General features: G+C 63.4%; 18 protein-coding genes. 5 read left to right on the forward strand and 13 right to left on the reverse strand.

Annotated elements, in window-relative coordinates:
* Positions 1 to 91 precede the first annotated feature (91 nt).
* Together pepV and NUH19_RS02185 are read left to right on the forward strand one after the other, a co-directional pair.
* Entirely contained in the window at positions 92 to 1,498 is a 1,407-nt protein-coding gene (gene pepV, locus NUH19_RS02180) for a dipeptidase PepV (protein WP_262314926.1), read from the forward strand.
* A 69-nt stretch (positions 1,499 to 1,567) separates the two neighbouring features.
* A complete protein-coding gene (locus NUH19_RS02185; protein WP_262314927.1) occupies positions 1,568 to 2,323 on the forward strand; it encodes a biotin--[acetyl-CoA-carboxylase] ligase in 756 nt (251 codons plus the stop codon).
* A 210-nt stretch (positions 2,324 to 2,533) separates the two neighbouring features.
* Here NUH19_RS02185 and NUH19_RS02190 read toward each other — a convergent pair whose 3' ends face one another.
* Complete coding sequence (locus NUH19_RS02190) at positions 2,534 to 3,220, reverse strand: YjjG family noncanonical pyrimidine nucleotidase (RefSeq protein WP_262314928.1); 687 nt, start codon at positions 3,218 to 3,220, stop codon at positions 2,534 to 2,536.
* A gap of 130 nt (positions 3,221 to 3,350) precedes the next feature.
* On the opposite strand from NUH19_RS02190, the gene NUH19_RS02195 reads away from it, so the two are divergent.
* Entirely contained in the window at positions 3,351 to 6,011 is a 2,661-nt protein-coding gene (locus NUH19_RS02195) for a transglycosylase domain-containing protein (RefSeq protein ID WP_262314929.1), read from the forward strand.
* 583 nt (positions 6,012 to 6,594) lie between these two features.
* On the opposite strand, the gene NUH19_RS02200 is transcribed toward NUH19_RS02195, so the two are convergent.
* The 9 genes from NUH19_RS02200 to efp all read right to left on the reverse strand — a co-directional run bounded on the left by NUH19_RS02200 (position 6,595) and on the right by efp (position 18,122).
* A complete protein-coding gene (locus NUH19_RS02200; RefSeq protein ID WP_262314930.1) occupies positions 6,595 to 8,709 on the reverse strand; it encodes an AAA family ATPase in 2,115 nt (704 codons plus the stop codon).
* Positions 8,710 to 9,003: 294 nt separating this feature from the next.
* Positions 9,004 to 10,524 carry a helix-turn-helix domain-containing protein gene (locus tag NUH19_RS02205; protein ID WP_262314931.1) on the reverse strand — a complete coding sequence of 507 codons (1,521 nt, stop codon included), beginning with the start codon at positions 10,522 to 10,524 and terminating at the stop codon, positions 9,004 to 9,006.
* A gap of 251 nt (positions 10,525 to 10,775) precedes the next feature.
* Positions 10,776 to 11,579 carry an ABC transporter ATP-binding protein gene (locus NUH19_RS02210; protein WP_262314932.1) on the reverse strand — a complete coding sequence of 268 codons (804 nt, stop codon included), beginning with the start codon at positions 11,577 to 11,579 and terminating at the stop codon, positions 10,776 to 10,778.
* A gap of 1 nt (position 11,580) precedes the next feature.
* Positions 11,581 to 12,486 carry an ABC transporter permease gene (locus NUH19_RS02215; RefSeq protein ID WP_262314933.1) on the reverse strand — a complete coding sequence of 302 codons (906 nt, stop codon included), beginning with the start codon at positions 12,484 to 12,486 and terminating at the stop codon, positions 11,581 to 11,583.
* 109 nt (positions 12,487 to 12,595) lie between these two features.
* Complete coding sequence (locus NUH19_RS02220) at positions 12,596 to 13,561, reverse strand: ABC transporter substrate-binding protein (RefSeq protein ID WP_262314934.1); 966 nt, start codon at positions 13,559 to 13,561, stop codon at positions 12,596 to 12,598.
* 390 nt (positions 13,562 to 13,951) lie between these two features.
* The gene (locus tag NUH19_RS02225) at positions 13,952 to 14,917 is read right to left on the reverse strand and encodes an ABC transporter substrate-binding protein (RefSeq protein WP_262314935.1); all 966 of its coding nucleotides are present in this window, start codon (positions 14,915 to 14,917) and stop codon (positions 13,952 to 13,954) included.
* A gap of 414 nt (positions 14,918 to 15,331) precedes the next feature.
* Positions 15,332 to 15,952 carry a histidine phosphatase family protein gene (locus tag NUH19_RS02230; protein WP_262314936.1) on the reverse strand — a complete coding sequence of 207 codons (621 nt, stop codon included), beginning with the start codon at positions 15,950 to 15,952 and terminating at the stop codon, positions 15,332 to 15,334.
* Positions 15,953 to 16,024: 72 nt separating this feature from the next.
* Positions 16,025 to 17,377 (reverse strand): polysaccharide deacetylase family protein, encoded by a 1,353-nt coding sequence (locus tag NUH19_RS02235; protein ID WP_262314937.1) that lies wholly within the window; start codon positions 17,375 to 17,377, stop codon positions 16,025 to 16,027.
* Positions 17,378 to 17,564: 187 nt separating this feature from the next.
* Positions 17,565 to 18,122 (reverse strand): elongation factor P, encoded by a 558-nt coding sequence (efp, locus tag NUH19_RS02240; protein ID WP_262314938.1) that lies wholly within the window; start codon positions 18,120 to 18,122, stop codon positions 17,565 to 17,567.
* Positions 18,123 to 18,585: 463 nt separating this feature from the next.
* Between efp and NUH19_RS02245 the strand changes: the two genes are divergently transcribed.
* Complete coding sequence (locus NUH19_RS02245; RefSeq protein ID WP_262314939.1) at positions 18,586 to 19,572, forward strand: helix-turn-helix transcriptional regulator; 987 nt, start codon at positions 18,586 to 18,588, stop codon at positions 19,570 to 19,572.
* Positions 19,573 to 19,811: 239 nt separating this feature from the next.
* Positions 19,812 to 20,807: an NAD(P)-dependent oxidoreductase gene (locus NUH19_RS02250; RefSeq protein WP_262314940.1), complete on the forward strand. Its 996-nt coding sequence runs from the start codon at positions 19,812 to 19,814 to the stop codon at positions 20,805 to 20,807.
* A 52-nt stretch (positions 20,808 to 20,859) separates the two neighbouring features.
* Here the strand turns inward: NUH19_RS02250 and NUH19_RS02255 are convergent, their stop codons facing one another.
* From NUH19_RS02255 to NUH19_RS02265, 3 genes are all read right to left on the reverse strand, one after another.
* Entirely contained in the window at positions 20,860 to 21,168 is a 309-nt protein-coding gene (locus NUH19_RS02255) for a hypothetical protein (RefSeq protein WP_262314941.1), read from the reverse strand.
* A 74-nt stretch (positions 21,169 to 21,242) separates the two neighbouring features.
* On the reverse strand, positions 21,243 to 22,073 hold the full coding sequence (locus NUH19_RS02260; protein WP_262314942.1) for a metallophosphoesterase family protein: 831 nt from the start codon (positions 22,071 to 22,073) through the stop codon (positions 21,243 to 21,245).
* 109 nt (positions 22,074 to 22,182) lie between these two features.
* Positions 22,183 to 22,674, reverse strand: coding sequence for a YtxH domain-containing protein (locus NUH19_RS02265; RefSeq protein ID WP_262314943.1), 492 nt, complete (start codon positions 22,672 to 22,674; stop codon positions 22,183 to 22,185).
* Positions 22,675 to 22,696 lie beyond the last annotated feature (22 nt).

The raw sequence follows: 22,696 nt of genomic DNA on the forward strand, positions 1-22,696 counted from the left end.
GGCGGCATTGTTCGCACCGCGAATACCGGGTACAATGGAAGTGGCGATAACGCCGGCTATCAGCCGGCTATCAATAGAAAGCAGGGATAAGATGACGATCGATTGGCAAAAAGAAGCCGAGAACTACCGAGACGACTTACTGCAAGACCTCACCACGCTGCTGCGCATCGACTCCGCACGAGACGTTGCCCACGGTACCCAAGACGAGCCGCTGGGCCCGGGCCCGGCCAAGGCGCTTCGCGCGATGCTGGCCTTGGCCGAGCGCGACGGGTTCAAGACCCTGAACGTCGACAACGTGGCCGGCCGCATCGAGTACGGCGATGGCGACGAGATTTTCGGGCTGTTCGGCCACATGGACGTGGTGCCGGCCGGCCCCGGCTGGGACACCGACCCCTTCGAACCGGTGATCAAGGACGGCAAGCTCTTCGCCCGCGGCTCATCCGATGACAAGGGGCCAAGCATCGCGGCCTACTACGCACTGCGCTTGATTCGCGACCTCAAGCTGCCGGTCAACAAGAAGATCCACTTCATCATCGGCACCGACGAGGAATCCGAGTGGGTCGGCCTCAACCGCTACCTGGAAAGCCAGCCGGCCCCGGATTTTGGCTTCTCACCGGACGCGGAGTTCCCGATTATCAACGGTGAAAAGGGCATCGCGACCTTCAAGGTGACCTTCAAGCCGGTGGCCGCGCATTCCGCCGCCCTCACCCTGACCAGCTTCACCGCCGGCATTCGCACCAACATGGTGCCCCAAACCGCCACGGCAACATTGACCGGTGACGTCCCGGCCGCACTGCGCGAGGCGCTGACCACCTTCGGCCCGGCCAACGGCGTGACCGTGGCCAGCCAAGACACCGCAAGCGGCCTGACCATCACGCTGACCGGCAAGGGCGCCCACGCCCAGGAGCCGCGCGGTGGCGTCAACGCCGCGACCTACCTGGCGGTGCTGCTCGCGCCGTTTGGGTTTGATCCCGCCGGCAAGCAGTACCTCACGGCCATCGCGGACCTGATGCACGACGACTCCCGCGGCCACAAACTGGGCATCGCCTACACCGACAAGCTGATGGGCGATCTGACGGCCAGCCCCGACCTCTTCAGCTTCGGCCAGGACGCGGAACAGTCCGTCATGATCAACGTGCGTTACCCGCAAGGCACCGACGCCGAGGCGATTCGCGACCGGATCGAAACCACCATCGGCCCAGACCGAGTCGACGTGGCCATCGACGGCCACGCCCAGGGGCCGCACTACGTCTCAGGCGACGACCCGCTGGTGCAAACGCTGCTTGACACCTTCCACGACCACACCGGCCTGCCGGCTCACGAGCAGGTGATCGGCGGTGGCACGTACGGCCGCATCATCACACGCGGCGTCGCGTTCGGCGCCCAGATGCCCGACCAAGAAAACGTGATGCACCAGGCCAACGAGTACATGCCGGTGGCCGACATCATCCGCGCCGTCGCCATCTACGCCGACGCGATCGCGCGGTTGGTCAAGTAACCGCACCACAGTTCACGGTTTCGAGGACCCGGGCCAAGCGCCTGGGTCTTTTGACCTGTAAGGAGGACCATGCTTGACGTCGCACTGATTCAAGACCGCACCAGCGGCTGGCCGGGGCTGACCATTCAGGCCGCGGCCACGCGCGATTCCACGCAACTGGCGGCCACGCGCGAGCTGGCGACCACGGCGCTACCCTTCGTCGTGCTGGCGGAGGCCCAAACCGCCGGGATCGGCCGCACGGGCCACACCTTCAGCTCGCCGGCCGCAGCCGGGCTGTACCTCAGTCTGGCCTTCGCCCCGCCGGCCGCCCTGCCGCTGGCGCTGGTCACCCCGGCGGCCGGGGTCGCCCTGCAAGAGGCGATTGCGGCGGAGCTGGACGTGACCACGCAGATCAAGTGGGTCAACGACCTGCTTTGGCACGAGCGCAAGGTGGCCGGCATCCTGGCCACCGCGGTGCCGTCTCCCACCGGCGGCGCCTTGCGCGTCATCTTGGGCGTCGGCGTCAACCTGCGGCCCCGGCCGGCGGTGCCACTGGCCGCGATGGCGCTTCCCATCGGGTGGCTGCAAGACGCCAAGGCACCGGATTGCCGCGCCAGCTTGGCCGCCGCCTTCCTCAGCCGCCTGGCGGCCCGGCTGGCGGCGCCGGCCGGCATCATGCCGGCCTACCGGCAACACGCCGCCTGGCTGGGGGCAACCGTCACGCTGACCGGTGCCGGACCGGTGCAGACCGGCACCATCGCCGGCTTCGCCAACGACGGCAGCCTGCAGCTGGCCACGACAAAGGGGCTGGTGACCGCGGCCACCGGCTCAATTCGCCGGCGGTGACGCCGGACCCGCGACGTAGGCAAAACCCGACCCAGACGTGACCGCGCCGGCTCACGGCCGCGGTGGCCGATCAACGGGCGGCCACCGCAACGCGGTGACCACCAGGATGGGCTCACGTCGCCACCGTCACTCCCCCACCCGCCGCTGCCAAAAAGCCTCGCCTTGTCGCGACCAACCATCTCGGTTGACCGGCGCTTCAGGCGAGGCTTTTTACTTGGTGCGGTGGACCACCGCCGGCAGGTCGGCCAAGCGGTTCAGGGTATACACCGGGCGAATGGCGGAGCGGTTGGGAACGAAGTGCGGGTTGAACCACACCGAGTCCAGATGCGCGTTTTGGCCCCCTTGTATGTCCGAGGTCAGCGAATCGCCGATGATCAGCGTGGTCGCCGGGTCGAAGGCAGGAATCTTGGCCGCGACGTAATCAAAAAAGGTTGTGGTCGGCTTGGGAGCCCCGATCGCATCGGAGACGAACAGCGCGGCGAAGCGGTCGCGGATGCCGGCCTTGGTCAGCCGGGCCTGCTGCACCGGCGCGATGCCGTTGGACACGATGTAGCAACGGGCGGTCTTCAGCTGGTCCAAAACCGCCTCAACCCCCGGCAACAAAATCGCCTGCTGGTCCAAAAGCGCGTGGTAGGTGTGCTCGGCCTCGATGCCGTCGAGCGCCAGGCCGTGCTTTTCAAACAGCGCGGTGAAGCGGGTGGTGAAGATCTGCTCGCGGGGAATCTGGCCGGCCTCGTACTGCCGCCAAAGGCTCGCGTTCAGCTTCAGGTAATCGGCCTCAAGCGCCGCCGTGTCGGTCAGCTTGTAGCTAGCGAAGGTCTGGCGCAGGCTCGCCAGCTCGCCGGCCTTGAAGTCCAGCAGTGTGTCGTCAACATCGAATAGTAGCGTTTGGTACATGGGAGCCTCCATTGCGTCTTTTCAGACCAGCGTAGCACAAACGCGGCGGCTTCGCACATCCGCAAGCAGGCCACCGGGTTTTGGGTTATAATAACTGATATTGTGCGACCAACACGAAGGTGGGAACGACTTGAAAACCGGATTCAAACATCAATGGGCACATTTTCGCGGCGACGCGGCGCCCAAACCCAAGAAGGCGCGGCCCGAGCCGCTGCCGAAGTTATCGAAAACAACCTGGCCCCTGTACGTGGACGTGACCCTGCAAACCCTGCGTTCGCTTCTTTACTACGCGATCGGCACCCTGATTGTCTTGGGGGCGCTGGGCGTCGGCGTCCTCGGCGGCTACTTCGCCGAGATCATCAACGAAACCAAGGTCCCGTCCAAGGCGGTGATGACCCGCACCCTGGACAACGTGGACAAGGCGACGTCCCTGTACTTCGCCCACAATGTCTCATTCGGCCACATGAAAAACGACCTGTTGCGCGAAACCGTCGACCTCGATGGCATCTCGCCTTGGCTCCAAAAGGCGCTGGTCGCCACCGAGGATGAGGACTTCTACGACAACCCCGGCGTCGTGCCCAAGGCGCTGGTTCGCGCGGTGTTCTCCGATCTGACCGGCCTGGGTAGCCAAACCGGCGGGTCGACTTTGACCCAGCAGGTCGTCAAGCTGCAGTTTCTGAGCTCGGAGACCACGTTCAAGCGCAAGGCCGTCGAAATCATGTACGCCCTGCGGCTGAACCACTACTACCCCAAGCAAAAAATCCTGGAGACGTACCTGAACATCGTCACCCTGGGCCGCAACAACAAGGGCCAAAACATCGCCGGGGTGCAGACGGCGGCCAAGGGGCTGTTCGGCAAGGGCGCCAAGGACCTCAACCTCGCCCAGGCCGCCTACATCGCCGGCCTGCCACAAAGCCCGTCGGTTTACACGCCCTACACCATCACCGGCGCCTTGAAGCCCAAGGCCGAGCTTGACATCGGCCTCAACCGCCAAAAAACCGTGCTGTTTCGCATGTACCGCGCCGGCACGATCACCAGCAAGCAGTACCAGGAGGCCAAGGCCTACGATCTGAAGGCCGACTTCCTGCCCCGCGCCGAGGCCACCAGCGCCTCGCAGAAGTACAGCTACGTCTACGAAATGGTGACCAGCGAGGCCACCACGGTGTTGGCCCAGCAGCTGGCCAAAAAGGATGGGCACACCGCCGCCGAACTGAAGCAAAACACGGCGCTGGCCAACCAGTACCAAACCGACGCCAAATCGCTTTTGGCCACCAAGGGCTACGCGATTCACTCGACTATCAACAAGGCGGCCTACGACGGGATGCAAACCGTCGTCGCCGAGAACAAGGGGGCGCTGGGGCAGACCTACACCACCACCAGCACCGACTCGATCACCGGCAAGACCACCGTCTCCTCGGAACCGGTTCAAACCGGCGCCGTCCTGATGAACAACAGCACCGGCGCGATCGTCAGCTTCGTCGGCGGTACGTCCGGTCAGGTCAACCACATCAACACCAAGCGCTCGCCCGGCAGCTCGATCAAACCGACGCTGGTGTACGGCCCGGCGATCGAAAACAAGATCATCGGCTCCGGCACCATGCTGGCCGATTTCCCGCATGATTTTGGCGGCTACTCCGTCACCGACTACGGCGGCGTGGTCCAAAACAAGTTCGTCAGCGCCACCACCGCACTGAAGTTTTCCTATAATATTCCCACCGTGCAGCTCTACTCAAGGCTGCGCCAAAGCGTCGACGTGAAGTCCTACATGGTCAAGAACGGCATCGACACGCTGACCAAAAACGACTACAGCCAGCTGGGCCTGGCCTTGGGCGGGACCGACTACGGCGTGACCGTGCGGCAGGCCGCCGGCGCCTTTGCCACCTTCGAGCGCGGCGGCACCCACGTCACCCCGTACGTGATCGACAAAATCGTCGACCCGCTGGGCAACGTCGTCTACCAGCACAAGACCAAGCCCAACCGCGTCTTCTCCCCGGCCACCAGCTACATCATGCAGCAGATGCTCCACGAGGTCGTGGCCTCCGGGACCGCGTCGACCGTGCCTTACCTGGTCAACTTCGACACGTCCAACCTGATTGGGAAAACCGGGACCTCCAACGACTACAAGGACGTCTGGTTCCTGGCCTCGACGCCGGGCATGACCATGGCCAGCTGGATGGGCTACGACAACAACGCCGGCGCCAACCACACGCTGAGCTCCGAGGGCTCCGTTGTCAACCAGCGCCTTTGGGCCAAGCTGGTCAACGCCGCCTACCGGGTGATGCCGGACCGCTTCGACCTCACCCGCCAGATGCAGCGGCCAAGCGGCGTCAAGTCGGTCGCCGTCAACGCCGAGACCGGGCAAAAGGCCGGCAGCGTCCTGTACAACGGCAGCACGTATAACGTCGGCGGCGAGACGCTGACCAGCCTGTACAACAACTGGACGCCGACCACCACCCAGGCGAAGTTCGCCATCGGCGGCACCGACAGCAACTACGCCCTGTTTTGGGAGCACTTCATCGGCATGAGCAACGGCTACGGCGTCAAGTCAGACGGCAAGGACGAGCCCAAGACCGCGGCCGAAATGCGCCAGGCGCAAAGCAGCACCACAAGCAGCGCCGACAACACCGGCGACGCGACGGCCGGCAACGACACCAGCGGCGACGAGACGACCACGGACGCGGCGACCGCCGACGCTGAAACCGCGACGCAGGCGGAACAGGCGAGCGGTGACACCGGTGCGGCGACCGAGAGCGGTGGCGCCGGCACTGAGTCCGCGCAATCCGAACAGTGATGAACACTCAAACGCCCCTGACCAGCGACTGGCTGATCAGGGGCGTTTTGGCGCCGTGCCACCGCGTGAGCGTCAAAGTTGACGGCCAAAATGGCAAGGTTTACACTAACTTCAGATGATTATCTTAGGACGGGGCGGCGGCTTTGATCACAGCCGCAGCACGGCCACCGTCTATGGGGAACGGTCCGGGACATAAGCATTCCCAGTACCCCACTCATGCCATGCCGAACCAGGCAACAACGCCGACGTTTTCGCGCAACGGTCCCCTCCGATTGGGACCGACCACCAGGGTGTGGACCACCACCCACCGGCCGCGTTTTGTCCCGCCTACTCGCACTGCGAGGTAGCTGCGGCGGGGCATTGACCGGTGGCTTGTACCACTTGTTTCAAGCGGCATCGCGACTGGCACCAGAACTGGCTTGCGACCGCCGCGTCACCGCATCAACCAGCAAGAACACCGAGGCCGCCGCGTGTTCCCCCCGCGGTGGCTTCGGCGCGTCCGGCGCAGCCTGTGCCGGACTTTTTTGCGGCGGCGGACGCAAACAGGGCCCTTGCTTGCGCAAGGGCCCTGCTGGTCTCACGGTCAGGCCGCGGTGTGCGGTTCAGCCGCGCTGATGACGATGTGACCGTCTTTCAAGTCGGCGACCAGGTCGGTGGCGTCCTGGTGATCCAGGTAGTAATCCGTGACCGTGTCGCGGATGTTGGCCTCGATCACGCGGCGCAGCGGCCGCGCCCCCATCGCCTCGTCGTAGCCTTGGGTGATCAGCCACTCACGCGCCTGCTTGTTGACCGTCAGCGTCAGGCCCTTTTTGGCCAAAGTGCGGTTGACGTCATCGAGCATCAGGCCGACGATCTTGTCCAGGTCCGCTCGGGTCAGGTGGCTGAATTCCACGATGCCGTTGAAGCGGTTGAGGAACTCCGGGCGGAAGTACGGCGCCAGGCGCGTCATCAGGTCGCGGTCCTTGGCCTGGTCACCGGACAGCGCGGTGTCCCCGAAGCCGGCGTTGGAGGTCGCGATGATCACGGTGTTCTTGAAGTTGACCACGTTGCCCTGGCCATCGGTCAGCCGCCCGTCGTCCAGCACCTGCAACAGCAGGGTCAGCACTTGCGGGTCGGCCTTTTCGATTTCATCGAGCAGGACAATCGCGTAAGGGTCGCGGCGAACCCGCTCGGTCAGCGTGTTGCCGTTGTCCGAATAGCCGACGTAACCGGCGGTGGTGCCGATCAGCTTGGAAACCGCGGTGCGGTCGCTGTACTCGGACATGTCGAGGCGAATGATCGCGTTCTTGTCGCCAAAGAGATCCAAGGCCAGCTGCTTGGCCAGCTCGGTTTTACCCACGCCAGTCGGGCCGACGAACAAGAAGCTCCCGATCGGGCGACTGCCTTCGTCAAAGCCGGCGCGGTTCCGGCGAATCGCCCGGGCGACCATGTCGACCGCCTCGTCTTGACCGATCACCTTGCCCTTGAGCCGGGTGCCGATGGTCTTGAGCCGCTCAATGTCGCTGGCACCCATCTGCGCCACCGGAATGCCGGTCAGCCGCTCGACGGACTGGGCGACGTCGTCCGGCGTCGCCACCACCGGCTTGGCGGTGGCGTCAGGCGCCGCCAGCTGTGCCTGGACGGCCTCAAGCTCGGTCTTGAGCTTTGCGGCCTGCTCGAAGTCCTCGGCCTTGGCCGCCTGGTCCTTTTGGGCCGTGAGGTCGGCCTGGCGCTTCTCCAGCGCCACCTTGTCGACCACCGGGTGCTTGGCCGCCAGATGCGCCGCGGTCATGTCCAGCAGGTCAATCGCCTTGTCGGGCAACGTCCGCTGCGGCAGGTACTGCACGGAATAATCCACGCAGGCCTGCAGCACGTCATCCGGCAGTTGCACGTGGTGGTGTTGTTCGTAGAGCTTGCGGATGCCTTTCAAAATGGTGACCGTGTCCTTGGCGCTTGGCTCAAGCACCGTCACGGCGTTGAACCGCCGCGCCAAGGCGCTGTCTTTCATGATCGTGTTGCGATACTCGTCTTGGGTCGTGGCGCCGATGACCGTCAGCTCGCCGCGCGACAACGCCGGCTTGATGATGTCGGCCAGGCCCTTGCCGCCGCTTTCCTCGCCGCCGGTCGCACCGGCCCCGAGGATTTGGTGAATCTCATCGAAGAACAAGATGACGTTGCCGGCCTTTTGAACCGCCTTGATCAGGTCCTGAATGTTTTGCTCGAAGCTGCCGCGGTACTGGGTGCCGGCCTCGAGGTTGGCCAAGTCGATCGAGTAGATCTGCTTGTCCTTGACCGCCGCCGGCACGTTGCCTTGCACGATCGCCTGGGCGAGCCCTTCGACCACGGCGGTTTTGCCGACACCGGCATCCCCGACCAAAAGCGGGTTGTTCTTGGTGCGGCGACTCAGGATCTCGGCGGTTTCTTGAATTTCCTTGTCGCGGCCGATCACCGGATCGAGCGTCTTGGCCTTGGCCTCCGCCGTCAGGTTGCGCCCGAGCTTCTCGAGAATGCCGCCTGCGGGCTTGGCCTGGGCGCCGGCGTCTTGGACCGGAATCGCCCCGCTGGCCTGGCCCTGCTGAAGCTTCGCCACCTCTTCTGGGGTCAGCTCGTGGCCGTTGACCACGTAGCGGCGGTTTTGACCGTCGCCCATGCGCCGCAGCACATCACTGAAAAAGTCGTCCATGTCGTTGTTAAAAAACGGATCGTTGAAACTTGCCATCATGATTCCCCCTTGTCGCCGGTAAGCCCGGTCGCTACTTGTCGTCCCCTCCATTAAACGCGGGTGACGCCTGGTGCCGCAAGCCATCTGCTCACGGCGCGGTGCAAGCAAAAAGACATCCCGATGCGCGATGCCTTCAACGTGTTCGATTCTGCTGGGTGACGCCTTCTTGTTTACATAAATCATGATACCACGTCGTTAGCACTCTGTCAACGAGAGTGCTAATTGCTGCCAAAATAAACAGCCGCGCGGCCAATTGGCCAGCGCGCCCTGCTAGGTGAATGGGCGTTGCGGTCACGCCTCGCGGTCTTGGGCCAGCGCGTAGAGCACCCCGGCCAGTTCGCCGAACAGGTCGCTTGCGGCGTTCATGTTCCAGCGAAAGCGAACTTGCGGCTTGGTGGCCGCCAGGTCGAGCGGCAAAGACGAGGCCTGAATCACCAAGTCGGCCGTCTCGTAGTGGTCGTGCAGCAGCTCGACGAAGGGTTGCTGCTGCATGAAAATGATCAGGTCGGCAAACCCCAGCATCGTCGGCTCGAGCATCAGCGCCACCAACACCTTGTGCCGCGGCCGGGCGAAGCGCTGCACCGGCAGCAGGTTGGCGTACAGCGCCTGGGCGACGGCGGCCAGGTCGTGATCGCCCAGCCAGGTCAAGCGCTGCTGAATCGCCACGGCCTCCACCGTCTGGTGAACCAGCGTCTCAAGCCTCGGATCGGCCACCCCCCGGGCCACGCGTTGGTTGAAGGCGTAGGCGACGCTTGCGCCGAGGTCCAGCCCGAACGTCGCGACGCTGGTCACCACCGCCAACAAGTCGGCTTGAATCATCGCCAGCTGCGCGGCACTCAAGTGATCGGGATCCAGCACGGCGTCGGGCAGCTTGCGCATGAAGTGGTCGACGAACTGGTAGAGATCGGCGCTGTAGCGGCGGAAGGTCGCGATGGTCGCCGCCACGTCCGGATCCTCGGCCACCGCATACAGCGGCAGCAGGAAGTTGAGCTGATACATGTGCTGCGACTCGTTGAACTGCGCGATGCGGCTGAGGCCGGCCTGATCGGCAAACAGGTTGGGCACCGGGTAGCTCAGCGGGGCACTGGGCTTGTCGACCACGTGCCCGTGGCTCAGCCTGGCGGCGGTGACGGCGTTGTAGTAGGCCAGCACCTCGCGGATGACCGGGCTTTGGTAGTCGCGCTCGAAGGCCGCCCCGATGGCGGTCACCTGCTGAAGCGCCGTGTCGCGAGTGGTCGCCGCAAAGGGCCAGGCCGCCCCGTCGGTCGCCAACCAAAAGGCGGCGGTCAGAAAAATCCGGATCCGCGCCTCGTCGCCGCTCAGGTGCATTTTCTCGTACACGATCCGCACCCCCAGCTGCTTGGCCATGTCCCGCAGCGGCCGCAGGTAGCGCAGGCAGGTCACCCGCGACGCGTCGCTGGCGGCTACGAAGGCCTCAAAATGCGGCAGGTCCTCGGCCAGCACGTGGCGCAGGAACTGGTACGGCACCCCCTGGGCAACCAGCGCCATGCGCAGCTCGCCGTCGGGCAGTGCAAACAGCGTCGCGGTGTCGGCCTCGGGGGTCTTGGCCAGCGCCCGCAGCTGCTCCAGCAGCTGGTTGTAGGTGTAGTACAACGTCCCGTAGTTCTTGCCCGTCAGGTTGGCCACGCGGCGCAAGTTGACCTCTTCGATGACGCGCGGCGTGCCGGCCAGCTGCTCCCGAACGCGGGTCGCCACCGGCAGCTCGGTGCGTTTGAGGTGCTGAATGGTGCGATACAGGCTGAGCTTCTCCCAGGCGCTTTTTTGCAAGAACAGGTCGACGGACTCTTTCACAAGGCTTCCTCCAGATTGCGCAGTGGCGCAGACTAATCGCTTTCATTATACCGAATGAAGCCGCGAGCCGACAAGTCAATTGTTGTTTAATGTCGGCGGCTCGGTTGAAAAAGTTGATCAAAGCGCGGCCTTATCGCAACGCGTCTCGTGCCGCCCCCGACCGCCGCGTTATTTGATTAGGGCCTATCCAATTCGGTACCAAAAAACCGCCGGGTGGCATTCCCGACGGTTCACAGGCTGATTCGATTGTACTAGCTCAAAAGCACCGCGTCGTCGCTCAGCTCCGCGCCGCTTTGGGCCTTGAACAGGCGCATCAGGTCGGCGACGGTCAGGCCCTCCTTTTCGGGGCCCTTGAGATCCACGGCGATTTGGCCGTGGTCGAGCATGATCAGGCGGTTGCCGTAGCGCAGCGCGTCTTGCATGTTGTGGGTGATCATCAGCGTGGTGATGTGCTGCGCGGCGACCAGCTGCTCGGTCAGCGCCATCACCGTCGCGCTGGTCTGCGGATCAAGCGCCGCGGTGTGTTCGTCCAACAGCAGCAGCTCCGGTGCCTGCAGCGTCGCCATCAAAAGCGTCACCGCCTGGCGCTGACCGCCGGACAGCAGGCCGATTTCGGCGGTCAGCCGGTCCTCCAGCCCCAGGCCCAGGCTGGCGAGTTTTTGCCGGAACAAGTCGCGGTCGCGCCGCTTGACGCCGCCGGCCCAGAAATTGCGCCACTGACCGCGCTTGAGGGCCAAGGACAGGTTCTCCTCGACGGTCAGCCGCGGGGCCGTGCCGGCCTTGGGATCTTGAAAGACCCGGGCGATCAGCTTGGCGCGTTTGGCCACGCCTTGGTAGGTGACGTCCTTGCCGGCGATGCGCACCTGGCCGTGGGTGACGGGAATGGAGCCGGCCACCGAGTTGAGGAGCGTCGACTTGCCGGCCCCGTTGCCGCCGATGATCGCGACGAAATCGCCGGGGTCAAGCGTCAGGTCGATGCCCTTCAGCGCGTGGTTCTCGTTGACCGTTCCCTTTTCGAAGTACTGGTGCAGCTGCTTGACTTCTAAGGCTTTCATGCTAATCCTCCTTGGCCATCCGGGCCTTGTTTTCGCGCCGTTCGCGCCACTGCACCAGGCCCTTTTGGACCAGCGGCAGGGCCAGGAACACGGCCAGCATCAGGGCGTAGAACAGGCGCAAGGCGTTCGGGTCGACGCCCATGTCGAGCACCCAGGCGATGATCAGGCGGTAGATGACGGCGCCGACGATGATGGTGACCAGCCGGGCCCCGAAGCTGAGGTTACGCACCAGGATCTCGGCGATGATGATGGCGGCCAGCGCGATCACCAAGGTGCCGATCCCCATTGAGATATCCGCGTAGCCGTTGGTCTGGGCCATCAGGCTGCCGCTCAGCGCGATCAAGGCGTTGGACACCATGTAGACGATGATCTTCATCGTGTCGTTGTTGATGCCGTTGGCCGCACTCATCGCCTGGTTGTCCCCCACCGCCCGGGCGGCCAGGCCCATTTCGGTGTTGAAGAAGTAGACCAAGGCCACAATCACGATGGCGACCACCACGGCCCCCACCAGAATCGTGTCCCAAGTGCTGTCGCCGAGGTCAACCAGGGAGAAGGCCGTCTTGACGTTGGCGAGCAGCGACACGTTGGCCCGCCCCATGACGAACAGGTTGACGGAGTACAGCCCGGTCATGGTCAAAATCCCGGTCAACAGGTCTGGAATCTTGAACTTGGTGTGCAAGATGCCGGACACCAGGCCGGCCAAGGCGCCGCCACCGGCGCCGAGCAGCGTGGCGGCGATCGGGCCGACCCCCGACACCAACGCATGGGCGGTGATGGCGGCCCCCAGCGGGAAGCTCCCTTCGGCGGTCATGTCGGCGATGTCCAGAATGCGAAACGTCAGGTAAACGCCGATGGCCATGACGGACCACAGCAGGCCTTGCGAAACACTTGAGATCAAAATATCCATTGTGCCTTGTCCTCCAATAATGGGCCGGCGCAGTGCTGCACCGGGTGAGTAGCGTTGTGTGTGGTACGAATGCGACCCAGTCGCCGTCTCAGCGCTGAAAGCCGCAACCTTACTTGGCGGCGTCGGCCGCGTCTTGAGCGGTGATGCCGAACGCCTTCATCATCTTCTCGTTTTTAATCACGGTGACCTTGGCCGGCGCCTCGACGGCCAGCTGCTTGACCTTTTGGCCGCGCAGGATCTTCACGGCCAGCCGCCCGGTTTGCCGCCCCAGCTCCTTGTAATCGATGCCGATGTTGGCGACGCCGCCGTCTTCAACCATAGTCGAGGCCGCCGGCACTACCGGCACCTTTTTGGCCAAGGACACCTTGCCGACCGTGGCCATCGCCGCGGCGACGGTGTTGTCCGTCGGCGCGTAGATCACGTCGCTTGAGCCGGCCAGGGACTCCATCGCCTGCTGCACGTCGTTGGTCGAGGCGACGGTTCGCTTGGTCACCTTGAGCCCCAGCTGCTTTGCGGCCTTCTCGGCGGCCTGGACCTGGACGATCGAGTTTTGCTCGGCGGCGTTGTAGATCATGCCGACCGTCTTGGCCTTGGGGAAGAGCTTGTGCATGTAGCTGACCTGGGCGGGGATGTCGACCAGGTCGACGACGCCGGTGACGTTCTTGTCCGGGGCCTTGAGGTCATCGACCAGCCCGGCCGCCTTGGGGTCGGTGACGGCGGTGAAGACCATCGGCGTCTGGTTGTCTTCCTTGAGCAGCGCCTGGGCCGCCGGGGTGGCAATCGCCAAGTTGACGTCGTTGTCATCCTTGGCCAAGCGTTCGCTCATCGTCTTCAAGTTGGCCTGGTCGCCTTGCGCGTTGACGTAATCGATCTGGACCTTCTTGCCCTTGTAGCCAGCCTTGGCCAGCGCCTGGGTGAAGCCCTGCCGCGCGTCGGTCAAGGCGGTTTGGTCGATCAGCTGCAGCACCCCGATACGCACGGTGCCGTCGTCGGCCTGGGCCTTCTTGCCGCAAGCGGCGAGGGTCAACAGCATCGCGGCGGCTGCCACGCCGGTCAAAACTTTGGTCATCTTCATGATATTTCTTCCTCCTGAGTTGTCTGACTGACAAAAAACGGCCAGCCACGGGGACACAATTCCACGTGGCTGGCCATCGATTTTTTCCGGAAAAAGAAAGGCCACATGGATTGTGTTAATCCATGTGGCGGTTGATTGCACATTTAACTGCGCCGGCCTCATGGATGTGAACCGCGGTTCACATCCATTGGGGATGCGGACCGCTATCCGAAGAAAAAGCCGGCGAAAAAGGCGCGATTCAGTTGTGTTGGCATTGCTTGGTTCATGGTCAACACTCCTTTGACATTACCAGTTGTTCTGGTATGTTTACGAGAATACACTCATAATTTTCTCATGTCAAGGTCAAATCTTTCGCACGGTGCTTCGGATCAGGAGAAACGGGATTCAGGGTTACTTGGCGGCCGCCTCGACCTGCGCTTGGGTCAGGTTGAACAGCTGCATCCGGTGCTTGTTGGTGACCAAAGACGTCTTGGCCGGAGCCTCAACGGCGAGGTCCTTCACCTTCTTGCCCTTGATGATCTTGATGGCCAGCTTGGCCGCCTGCCGCCCGAGGTCCTCGTAGTTGATGCCCTGCGTCGCCACGCCGCCGGTTTTGATCATCGTCGCGTCGGCGTTGACCACCGGCACCTTGGCCGCCTCGGAGACCTTGCCGATGGTCGGCATCGCCGCCGCGGCCACGTTGTCGGTTGGGATGTAAATCGCGTCGGCCTGCTTGGCCAGCGCCTCTGCGGCCTGCTGCACGTCGTTGGTCGTCGCCGCGGTCTTGACCACCGCCTTGAGCCCCAGCTTCTTCAGCTCCTTTTTGGCCTGGGCAATCTGGACCACCGAGTTCTCCTCGGCGGCGTTGTAGAGCAGCCCGATGCGCTTGGCCTGCGGGAACAGCTTGTGGGTGAAATCGATTTGGCCGGCGACATCCACGGCGTCGGTGACGCCGGTCGCGTTCAGGTCCGGCGCGTCAACGTCTGAGACCAACCCCGCGGCCTTGGGGTCGGTGACGGCGGTGAAGAGCATCGGCGTCTTGGCGTCCTCTTTTTGCAGCGCCTGGGCCGCCGGGGTCGCAATCGCCAGGTTCAAGACGTTGCCGTCCTTGGCCAGCTGCTGGCTCATCGATTTCAGGTTGGCCTGATCGCCTTGCGCGTTGACGTAATCGATCTGCACCTTCTTGCCCTTGTAGCCGGCGGCGGCGAGCTCCTCGGTGAAGCCCTTCCGCGCGGCGTTCAAGGCGCTTTGGTCGATCAGCTGCAGGATGCCAATCTTGACGGTGTTCTTGTCTGCGGCCTGCTTCTTGCCGCAGGCGGCAAGGCTCAAGACGGCGGCGACGGTGGCGAGACTCAGTGCGATTTTCTTCAGCTTCATGATAAAACTCCTCTTCTTTGCCCAAAATAAAACGGCCACGGGATGAACACTCCCCGTGACCGCAGACTTTTCCGGAAAAGAAAGGGCCACCTGGAGAGTATTCGCTCATCCACGTGGCCATCGCTTGCATGTTGAAATGCTACGACCATATGGATGCAAACCTGCGCGCGGTTTGCATCCCCAGACACAAACCGCTATCCGTAATAGCCGTAGTAATACGCGTTATTCAGTTGTGTTGGAATTAATCTTGTCATCATCAACACTCCTTGAACTGGTATGGTGAGAACAATACGCGCATTAGAAAAAAATGTCAACCCTTAGCGAAAAACTAATTTGGCCGCCGCGGTGACTGGCACCAGCTGCGCCGGCCGCTAGTCGCTCGCCAGTGGCCGCCGCCTAGCCTGCCGCCGCGCCTCAGCGGTCGCGGTAAACCTCGGTGAAATCCTGGCCGTTTCGCGTCACCAGCTTGGTCACCGTCGCGTTTTGCAGGATGCGCTGCTGACGCGCCGCACTCAGCGGCCGGTTCATCAGCGCGTTCAGCAACAACAGGAACACGATGCCGTGTCCCACCACCAAGATGCGCCCGGTCGGATGCGCCGCAAAGGCCGTGGCGATCACCGTTTGGGTGCGGTGGCGAACGCTTGCGTAGCGCTCGGCGTGAATGCGGTCGGCGACCGTCTCGTCGAAGGCCAGCGGGTCGTGGAAGTAAGTGGCGATGTCTTGGGGGGCGGCGATGTCTTCGCCGGTGCGGCCGTCCCAATCACCGAGCACCATCTCCCGCAGCGCCGCCACCGGCTGCACCGGCGTCGTCAAGGCAAAGGCGTTGGCCGCCATGATCAAGTCGGTCGTGGCCAGCGCCCGCGGCATGCTGGAGGTCAAAACCTGCGTGAAGCGGTGCTGAGCCAGCCTGGCCCCAACCGCCTGGGCCCCGGCGACCCCGGCGGCCGTCAGCGGCCCGTCGGACAGGCCGCCGTTGAACTGATGCGCCTGATTGACTGTGGTTTCCCCGTGCCGCACCAAGTAAAATTCCGTCATGTCGCTGTCCTTTCGAGCCGCCGTCGCAAGGCGTGGCTCAGTTTCTTGTCTGCGCAGTCGTACCGGCCGCCATCACACCGGCCGCTCGTCGCCGCGGCCGAAGTACTGGTGGCCCGGCAAGAGCCGGCCCCCGAGCAGTTCGCTGACCGTCACGAAGCGATAGCCCTGGCCGCGAAGCGTTCGAATCACGTTAGGCAGCGCCTGGGCGGTGGCCGGCTGAATGTCGTGCATCAGCACGATGCCGCCGGCGTAGGCCGTCGACCGAATGCGGTTCAAAATGGCGCCGGCGTTTTTGGACTCCCAGTCCTGCGAGTCGGTGGTCCACTGAATCGCCGGCAGGTCCTCGGCGGCGGCCAGCTGCTTGCCGATCGCCCCGTACGGCGGCCTAAGCAGCGTCGGCAGGGTGCCGAAGGTGTGGTAGTAGGTCTGGGTCATTTTGCCGTAAACCTGATCCAGCCCGGCCGTCACGCTCAGGCCCGGCAGGTACTGGTGGTCGTAGGTGTGAATGCCGATTTCGTTGCCGCTTTCGGCCACCGCCTTGGCCGCCTGTGGGTAGTCGTGAATGCCCGATCCCAGCATGAAAAACGTCGCCTTGGCGCCGGCCTGATGAAGCGCCGCGAGAATCTGCGGCGTCAGCGTCGGGTTGGGACCGTCATCGAAGGTCAACGCGATCACCTTGCCCGGCTGCTCCTTGGCGCGACCACCCTTCATGAACTGGGCGATGCGCGTCAGCGGCACCGCGGCCACCGGCCGGCTTTGGGCATCCAAAATGGTCAGGGTTGTGGGCGTCAGCGTGAAGTTTTGCGCGTTGAGGTCGGCCAACAGGGGCTGGGTCAACACCGCCGCAAGCGCCGCGTCGCTCAGCTTCTTGTTGTCGGCCAGCACCTGTCTGGCCTGGTAGTTGATCGCACGACGCGCCGGGTCGGTGTCGACCAGCTGGTGCAGCGTCGCCGGCTGGCCGGTGGCCATGGTCACCGTCGCCAGGCCCGTGGCCTTTTTCGCCACCGCGGCGAGCCGGTGGGCCACCACCCCGTAGCCCTGACCGGCCACGTCGAGGCTGGCCAGGCCGTACGGCACCCCACGCAGGGTCACCGTCACCACCGCGGTTTTGGTCGTCGCGCCTTTGGGCAGCGCCGCCAACGTCTTCGCGGCGGCCTGCACCACCGCCGGCGCCGGTTTCTCAATTCCGTCCGGCATCAGGTAGACCACCTTGCCGGCCTTGGTCTGGCGCGTCACCACGCTGCCGCGATGCGCCTTTTTGGCCGCCGCGACCGCCGCGTTCAACTGCCGCGGCGCCTTGGCGTTGCGCTGCTCACGCCACAGCCAAAAGCCGCCGGTCGCCGCGACCGCCGCCACCAAAACTGTCACAATGCCAATCACCCAACCCATGTGACGCCGCCGTCGCTGGTACTTTAACTGTCTCATTCACTTCTCCGTTCCGGGCCCGGGCCCTAAGCTTCTCCACCTTTAGTATACAGGAATTGGTCGGCGCAAACATAACGTTGCTGTAAGACCTGATTAGGATTCAATGAGACCGACGCTGCCGGCCGCTGGCCGCACAAAAACGGCCGTCCCCGCAGGGCCGACCGTTGATAAAATCACAAGGATTCGCTTAGGCGCGTTTTTGGTACGTGCCGTTTTGCGTGTTGATGATCAGCTTCTCACCGTTTTGGATGAAGTCCGGCACGTTGACCACCAGGCCGGTTTCAAGCGTCGCCGGCTTGCCGCCGCCGGTCACGGAGCCGCCCTTGATGGAAGGTTGGGTCTCGGTGACGGTCAGCTCAACGGTGGTCGGCAGCGTGATGCCGATCACTTCGCTGCCGTAGAACTCGATGTTGACCTGGGTGTTTTCAAGCAGGTACTTGAGCTCCTCTTCGATGCTTTCGGTCGGCAGCTCGTACTGCTCATAAGTCGCCAGGTCCATGAAGTAGGCCAAGGTGTCTTGGGTGTAAAGGTACTGAGCCGGCTTGTCTTCGAGCACGGCCAGCTCGATTTTTTCACTCGGCCGCTTGGTGGTCTGAACGGTGCTGCCGGCGCGAACGTCGTACAGCTTGAGCTGCATCAGGGTGTTGCCCTTGCCCGGCTTGTGGTGGTTGGATTCAAGCACCTTGATCAGCTTACCGTCTTCAACGAATGTCATCCCTGCACGTAAATCAACTGCTTCGGTCATTGGAATACTCCTTATTGTGTGTGTGAGCCGCACGGGCTCGGTCATGCCCGACAACGGGCGAACAATTGTGGCTACCGCCGAATCGCTGATGCCGGTGGCGGCAGCGGCATGACCAGCGCATGGCCAAGCGCGGAAAAGAAAATAAACATGCGGGTCAGCTCCTTAGTGCCTATCGGCGAACGTCCTTTGCTCATTCTACCGTAAAGCTCGGAGCTTGACTAGGGGCAGAGGGCGCAGCGGCGCGTTTAGCGGAACGCCTAGCGTGGGGCTGGTGCTTGGGGCCGGCCCTTGGCCCCACCATCAGTCCCTGCGTTGCCATCGGTATGGCGGCTTTGGCAGTGATGGTTGCGCAAACAAATGATTATTTTTTCGGCTAGACGCACGGTGTCTACGCAAAGGGTAAAATAAACTTAGCAGAAGTTTACTCTTATTGACGTGTCTTACGGATCAGGGGGAATGATTGATGGCGAACAGTGCCTACCGTCAGGTCTACATTTTACTGCACCTGGTTCGTCACGTGCCGCTGAACAAGCAGCAGCTCAGCAAACACTTTGCGGTGACGGAGCGCTCGATCCAGCGTGATATCAGCCAGCTCAACGCCTTATTCGACCACGAGGAGGTCGCCTTTGAGGTTCAGTACAACCAGCGAACCCACGCCTTTGAGCTTCAGTCCGGTGCCAGCGAGCTGAACTCCGCGCAGCTGGTGGTTTTGATCAAAATCCTGCTGGCCAGTCGCGCCTTGAACGCGGAAGAGGCCAAGGCCTTGATCGCCAACCTGCTTCAGACGGCGCTGCCAAGCGAACGGCGCGTGATCAACCGCGTGATTCAAAACGAGGTGTTCAACTACCTGCCGCTGCACCACAACCAGCCGCTGACCGGCCTGATTTGGCAGTTCAGCCTGATCATCACCCGCGGCCAGACCGTGCTGCTCAGCTACCGCTCACGCAACGGCAAGGAATCAAGCGTTCTGGTCGCACCCAAGGCGATTTTTTTCTCCGACCACTACTTCTACCTGATCGCTGTCGACCAGGAACGCGGCCTCGAGCGGTTCTACCGCTTCGACCGGATTCAAGACTACCGGCTGCGCTCGGAAGACGGGCAGGCCAACGGCTACACCAGCCGCTACCCGGAAGGCGAGCTGCGGCGCTACTTGCCGATCATGGCGGGGGGACCGCGGGTGACGGTGACCTTCGACTTCTGGGGGCGCCCGGACGCGGCGCTTGATTGGCTGCCCACCGCGAGCATCATCACCCAAGACGCGCCGCACCACAAGGTCACGATTCAGGCCACGGTGTACACCGAGGCCTTCAAAATGTGGTTGCTCAGCCAGGGCAACATGGCCAAGCTGCTGACGCCGCCGAGCCTTGTCGCCGAGCTGACCCGCACGGTCGGCGAGATGAACGACCTCTACCACGACACGCTGGCGGGCGACCCGCACTTCGAAATCTGACGGCGGCGAGGCGACGCGGAACCCATTGGGGCGAGGGTCCGCGTGGCCGGTGCAACAGGACGCGATTGCCGCCCGTTGACCCGAGGATGCACAAAGACCATAGACGCACCGGTCACCCGGTGCGTTTTTTGTGGCGATGAATTGAAAGCGATTGCTTAAATTTGCGGAAAGCGGTGCCATTTTTGGCGGGGAAGTGGTAAGCTTAGGGTTCTATCTCCCGATCGAAAGGACTTGACCAGATGAGAATCGCCGCTTTCGGCGTTCGCCCGTCGGAACGCCCCTACTTCGCCAAGTGGGCCGCCCAAACAGGCGACGCGCTTGACCTGCACCCCGAGCTTCTCACAACCGAGACGGTTGGCTGGGCCCAAGGCGCCCAGGCCGTCACCTGTTTTCAAACCGTGCCTTACGTCCCCGGCGTCTTTGCGGGGCTGAAGGCGCAAGGCATCACGACCCTAGCGCTGCGCAACACCGGCACCGACAATGTGGACTTCGCCGCGGCTGCCCAGCACGGCGTCGCCATCACCAATGTGCCGGCCTACTCCCCGGCCGCCATCGCCGAGTTCGCCATCGCCGACATGCTGTACCTGCTGCGCCACACCGGATTGGTGCAACAAGACCTGCAGGCCGACCGCTACCAGCAGGCAACCACCCACCTCGGTCGCGAGCTCAACAGCTGCACCGTCGGCGTCGTCGGCACCGGTCGCATCGGCCGCAAGCTGATCGGCCTGCTCAACGGTTTTGGCGCTAAGGTGCTGACCCATGACACCCACGACGCCCAACTGCCCGGGCTCACCCACACGCCGGTGCCGCTTTCGCAGCTGCTGGCCCAAAGCGACATCGTGAGCCTGCACGTGCCGGGCACCGCCGCCAACCACCACCTGATCGATGCGGCGGCGCTTGCGACCATGCGCCCCGGCGCGATTTTGATCAACACCGGTCGGCCCAACCTGGTCGACACTAAGGCGCTGGTGGCGGCCTTGGCCAGCGGCCAACTCGGTGGCGCCGGCATCGACACCTACGAGAACGAGACGCAAGACCTGCTGGCGCTAAGCCACCGCGGCCACTTCCGCGACCCGCAGTGGCAGGCCCTGTTGGCCCAGCCGAACGTCTTGCTGTCGCCCCACATCGCCTATTACACCCAGACCGCCGTGCAAAGCATGGTGGACACCGCGCTGGCTTGCCTCCACGAGCTGGCCGACCGCGGAACCAGCGCCCTGCTGGTGAGCGGCGATTAAGCGCAAAAAACCGTGCGGAAAAATGAGTCCGCACGGTTTTTTCGTCGATGCACTAGTGCCGCGTCAGCGTCACCACGTCAAGGTCGGCGGCCACCAGCCGGTACTGGGTCAGCACGGCCACCACGGCGGCCGCCCCCCAGCCCCGCAGCAGGACATAGCGCCACAGGGGCCCGACGCCGCTTTGGGCCAGCAGCTGGCCGACGTTCGCCTCAGTGCAGCTTGCCGCCGCTGGACCCTGCACCCCTACCAACACGGCGAGTTCCGGCACGGCCTGGGCATCGACCAAAAGGCGCGGCGCCTGAGCGGCCACGGCTGCGATCACGGCCTCGCGACTGGCCACCAGCGTCTGTGTCTGTGTCATTCGACTCCCCCCTTTGGTCACGCAACGATTCATTACGCTTATGGTACCAAAAGTGAGTCGTGAACCCATCGGTCTTAGGATTGAGTTGCGCCACCGTCGGCCCCTGGATGGGCGGCATACCAGGCGGTCAACCGCTCCTGGTTGACCGTGTCGTAGGTGTGAATGCGCCCCGTCGTCAGCTGATCCAGGTACAGTTCGAGGTAAGGCAGGTTGACCTGCCTGGCCAGCGCCGCCTCCTGCGCGATGTCGTAGTCAACCTTGCGCAGCGTCAGTTGGTCGATCATCCCGTCGGCGACTGTGAGCAGCGCGTATTGGGCCCGGTGATCGAAGGGGTGGTGCGGCCAGTTGAACACCGGCATGCCCACGGTGCCGGGATTGAGCACCAACTGCTCGCGGCTGGTGTAGCGAATAATCTGGTGGTGGGTGTGGCCGTACAGCGCCACGTCGGCCGCATCCGGCACCAGCGCGTCAAAATTGGCCTGCGAACCGGCTGGCACCAGCGCCTGCCCGTCGTTTTTGCCCGGCTGGTTGTGCGTCAGGCTGAAGGTCAACCCACCCAGCTGGGCCGTTGCCTGCATCGGCAGCGCCGGCAGGACGGCGAGCTCTGCCGCATTCAGCCGGGCCGCGATGTGGCGAGCCAACCCCGTGAAGTAGCGGTGCTTGGCGGTGTCTTGGTAATGAGCGGTCAGCCCCTTGAGAAAAATATCCTCCCAGTTGCCTCGTACGGCGTATCGCACGTGGTGCTGCGCCAGTAGCGCAAACAGTCCGGCAGCGCCGGGCCCCGGCAACAAGAGGTCCCCCAACAACCAGATTTGCGTTGCGCCTTGCGCTTTGGCGTCTTGCAGCACCGCGGCAAGCGCCGTCTGGTTGCCATGCACATCCGAAATCACCGCCAATGTCGTCATGTTCGTCCTCCTATCTCACCGCGACCCGAACCGGAGCACCGCCCCACTACGCTCTGGGTACCAAAAAGCCACCGTCGGCTTCGCCGCGGTGGCCACTGCGTGTACGCGCTTAGTCTTTTGAATCTTCGTCTGCGGCTGGTTCAGCCGCGTCAACCGGAGTGTCCGGCTCGTCTGCGGCCTGCATCTCCGGCCCCTCGGCGTCGGCCACCGGGGCATCCGCCTGGTCCTTGGCCTGGGCGAAGGCGCTCTTGCCGTCCAGCACGATGTCGTCGAAGTCATCGTTGCCACCGACTTCCGGCACCGCCGTCAGCTGGTCCTTCAAAGAGGCCGTTGCCTGGTCGTAGTTGGCCACCGCATCCTCGGGCTTTTGGGCCTTGGCCTTCAGGTCAGCCACCAGGGCCGTGGCGGAATCGCGCCACTCGGCCGTCGCATCCTTGGCGTAATCGTAGTAATCCGCCGCCCGGTCGGCCAAGTCATCCTTGGTCGTCGCGAACTTCTTCTTCAAATCCGAACTGGTCTGCGGGGTCAGCAGGTAGGTGGCGGCCAGCGAGCTGGCGGCGCCAAGCACAAACCCTAACAAAAAGTGACTCTTCTTTGACATGTGGAACCCTCCTTATTGGTGA

The sequence above is a fragment of the Lacticaseibacillus parakribbianus genome (genome assembly GCF_025490915.1).
Lineage (GTDB): Bacteria > Bacillota > Bacilli > Lactobacillales > Lactobacillaceae > Lacticaseibacillus > Lacticaseibacillus parakribbianus.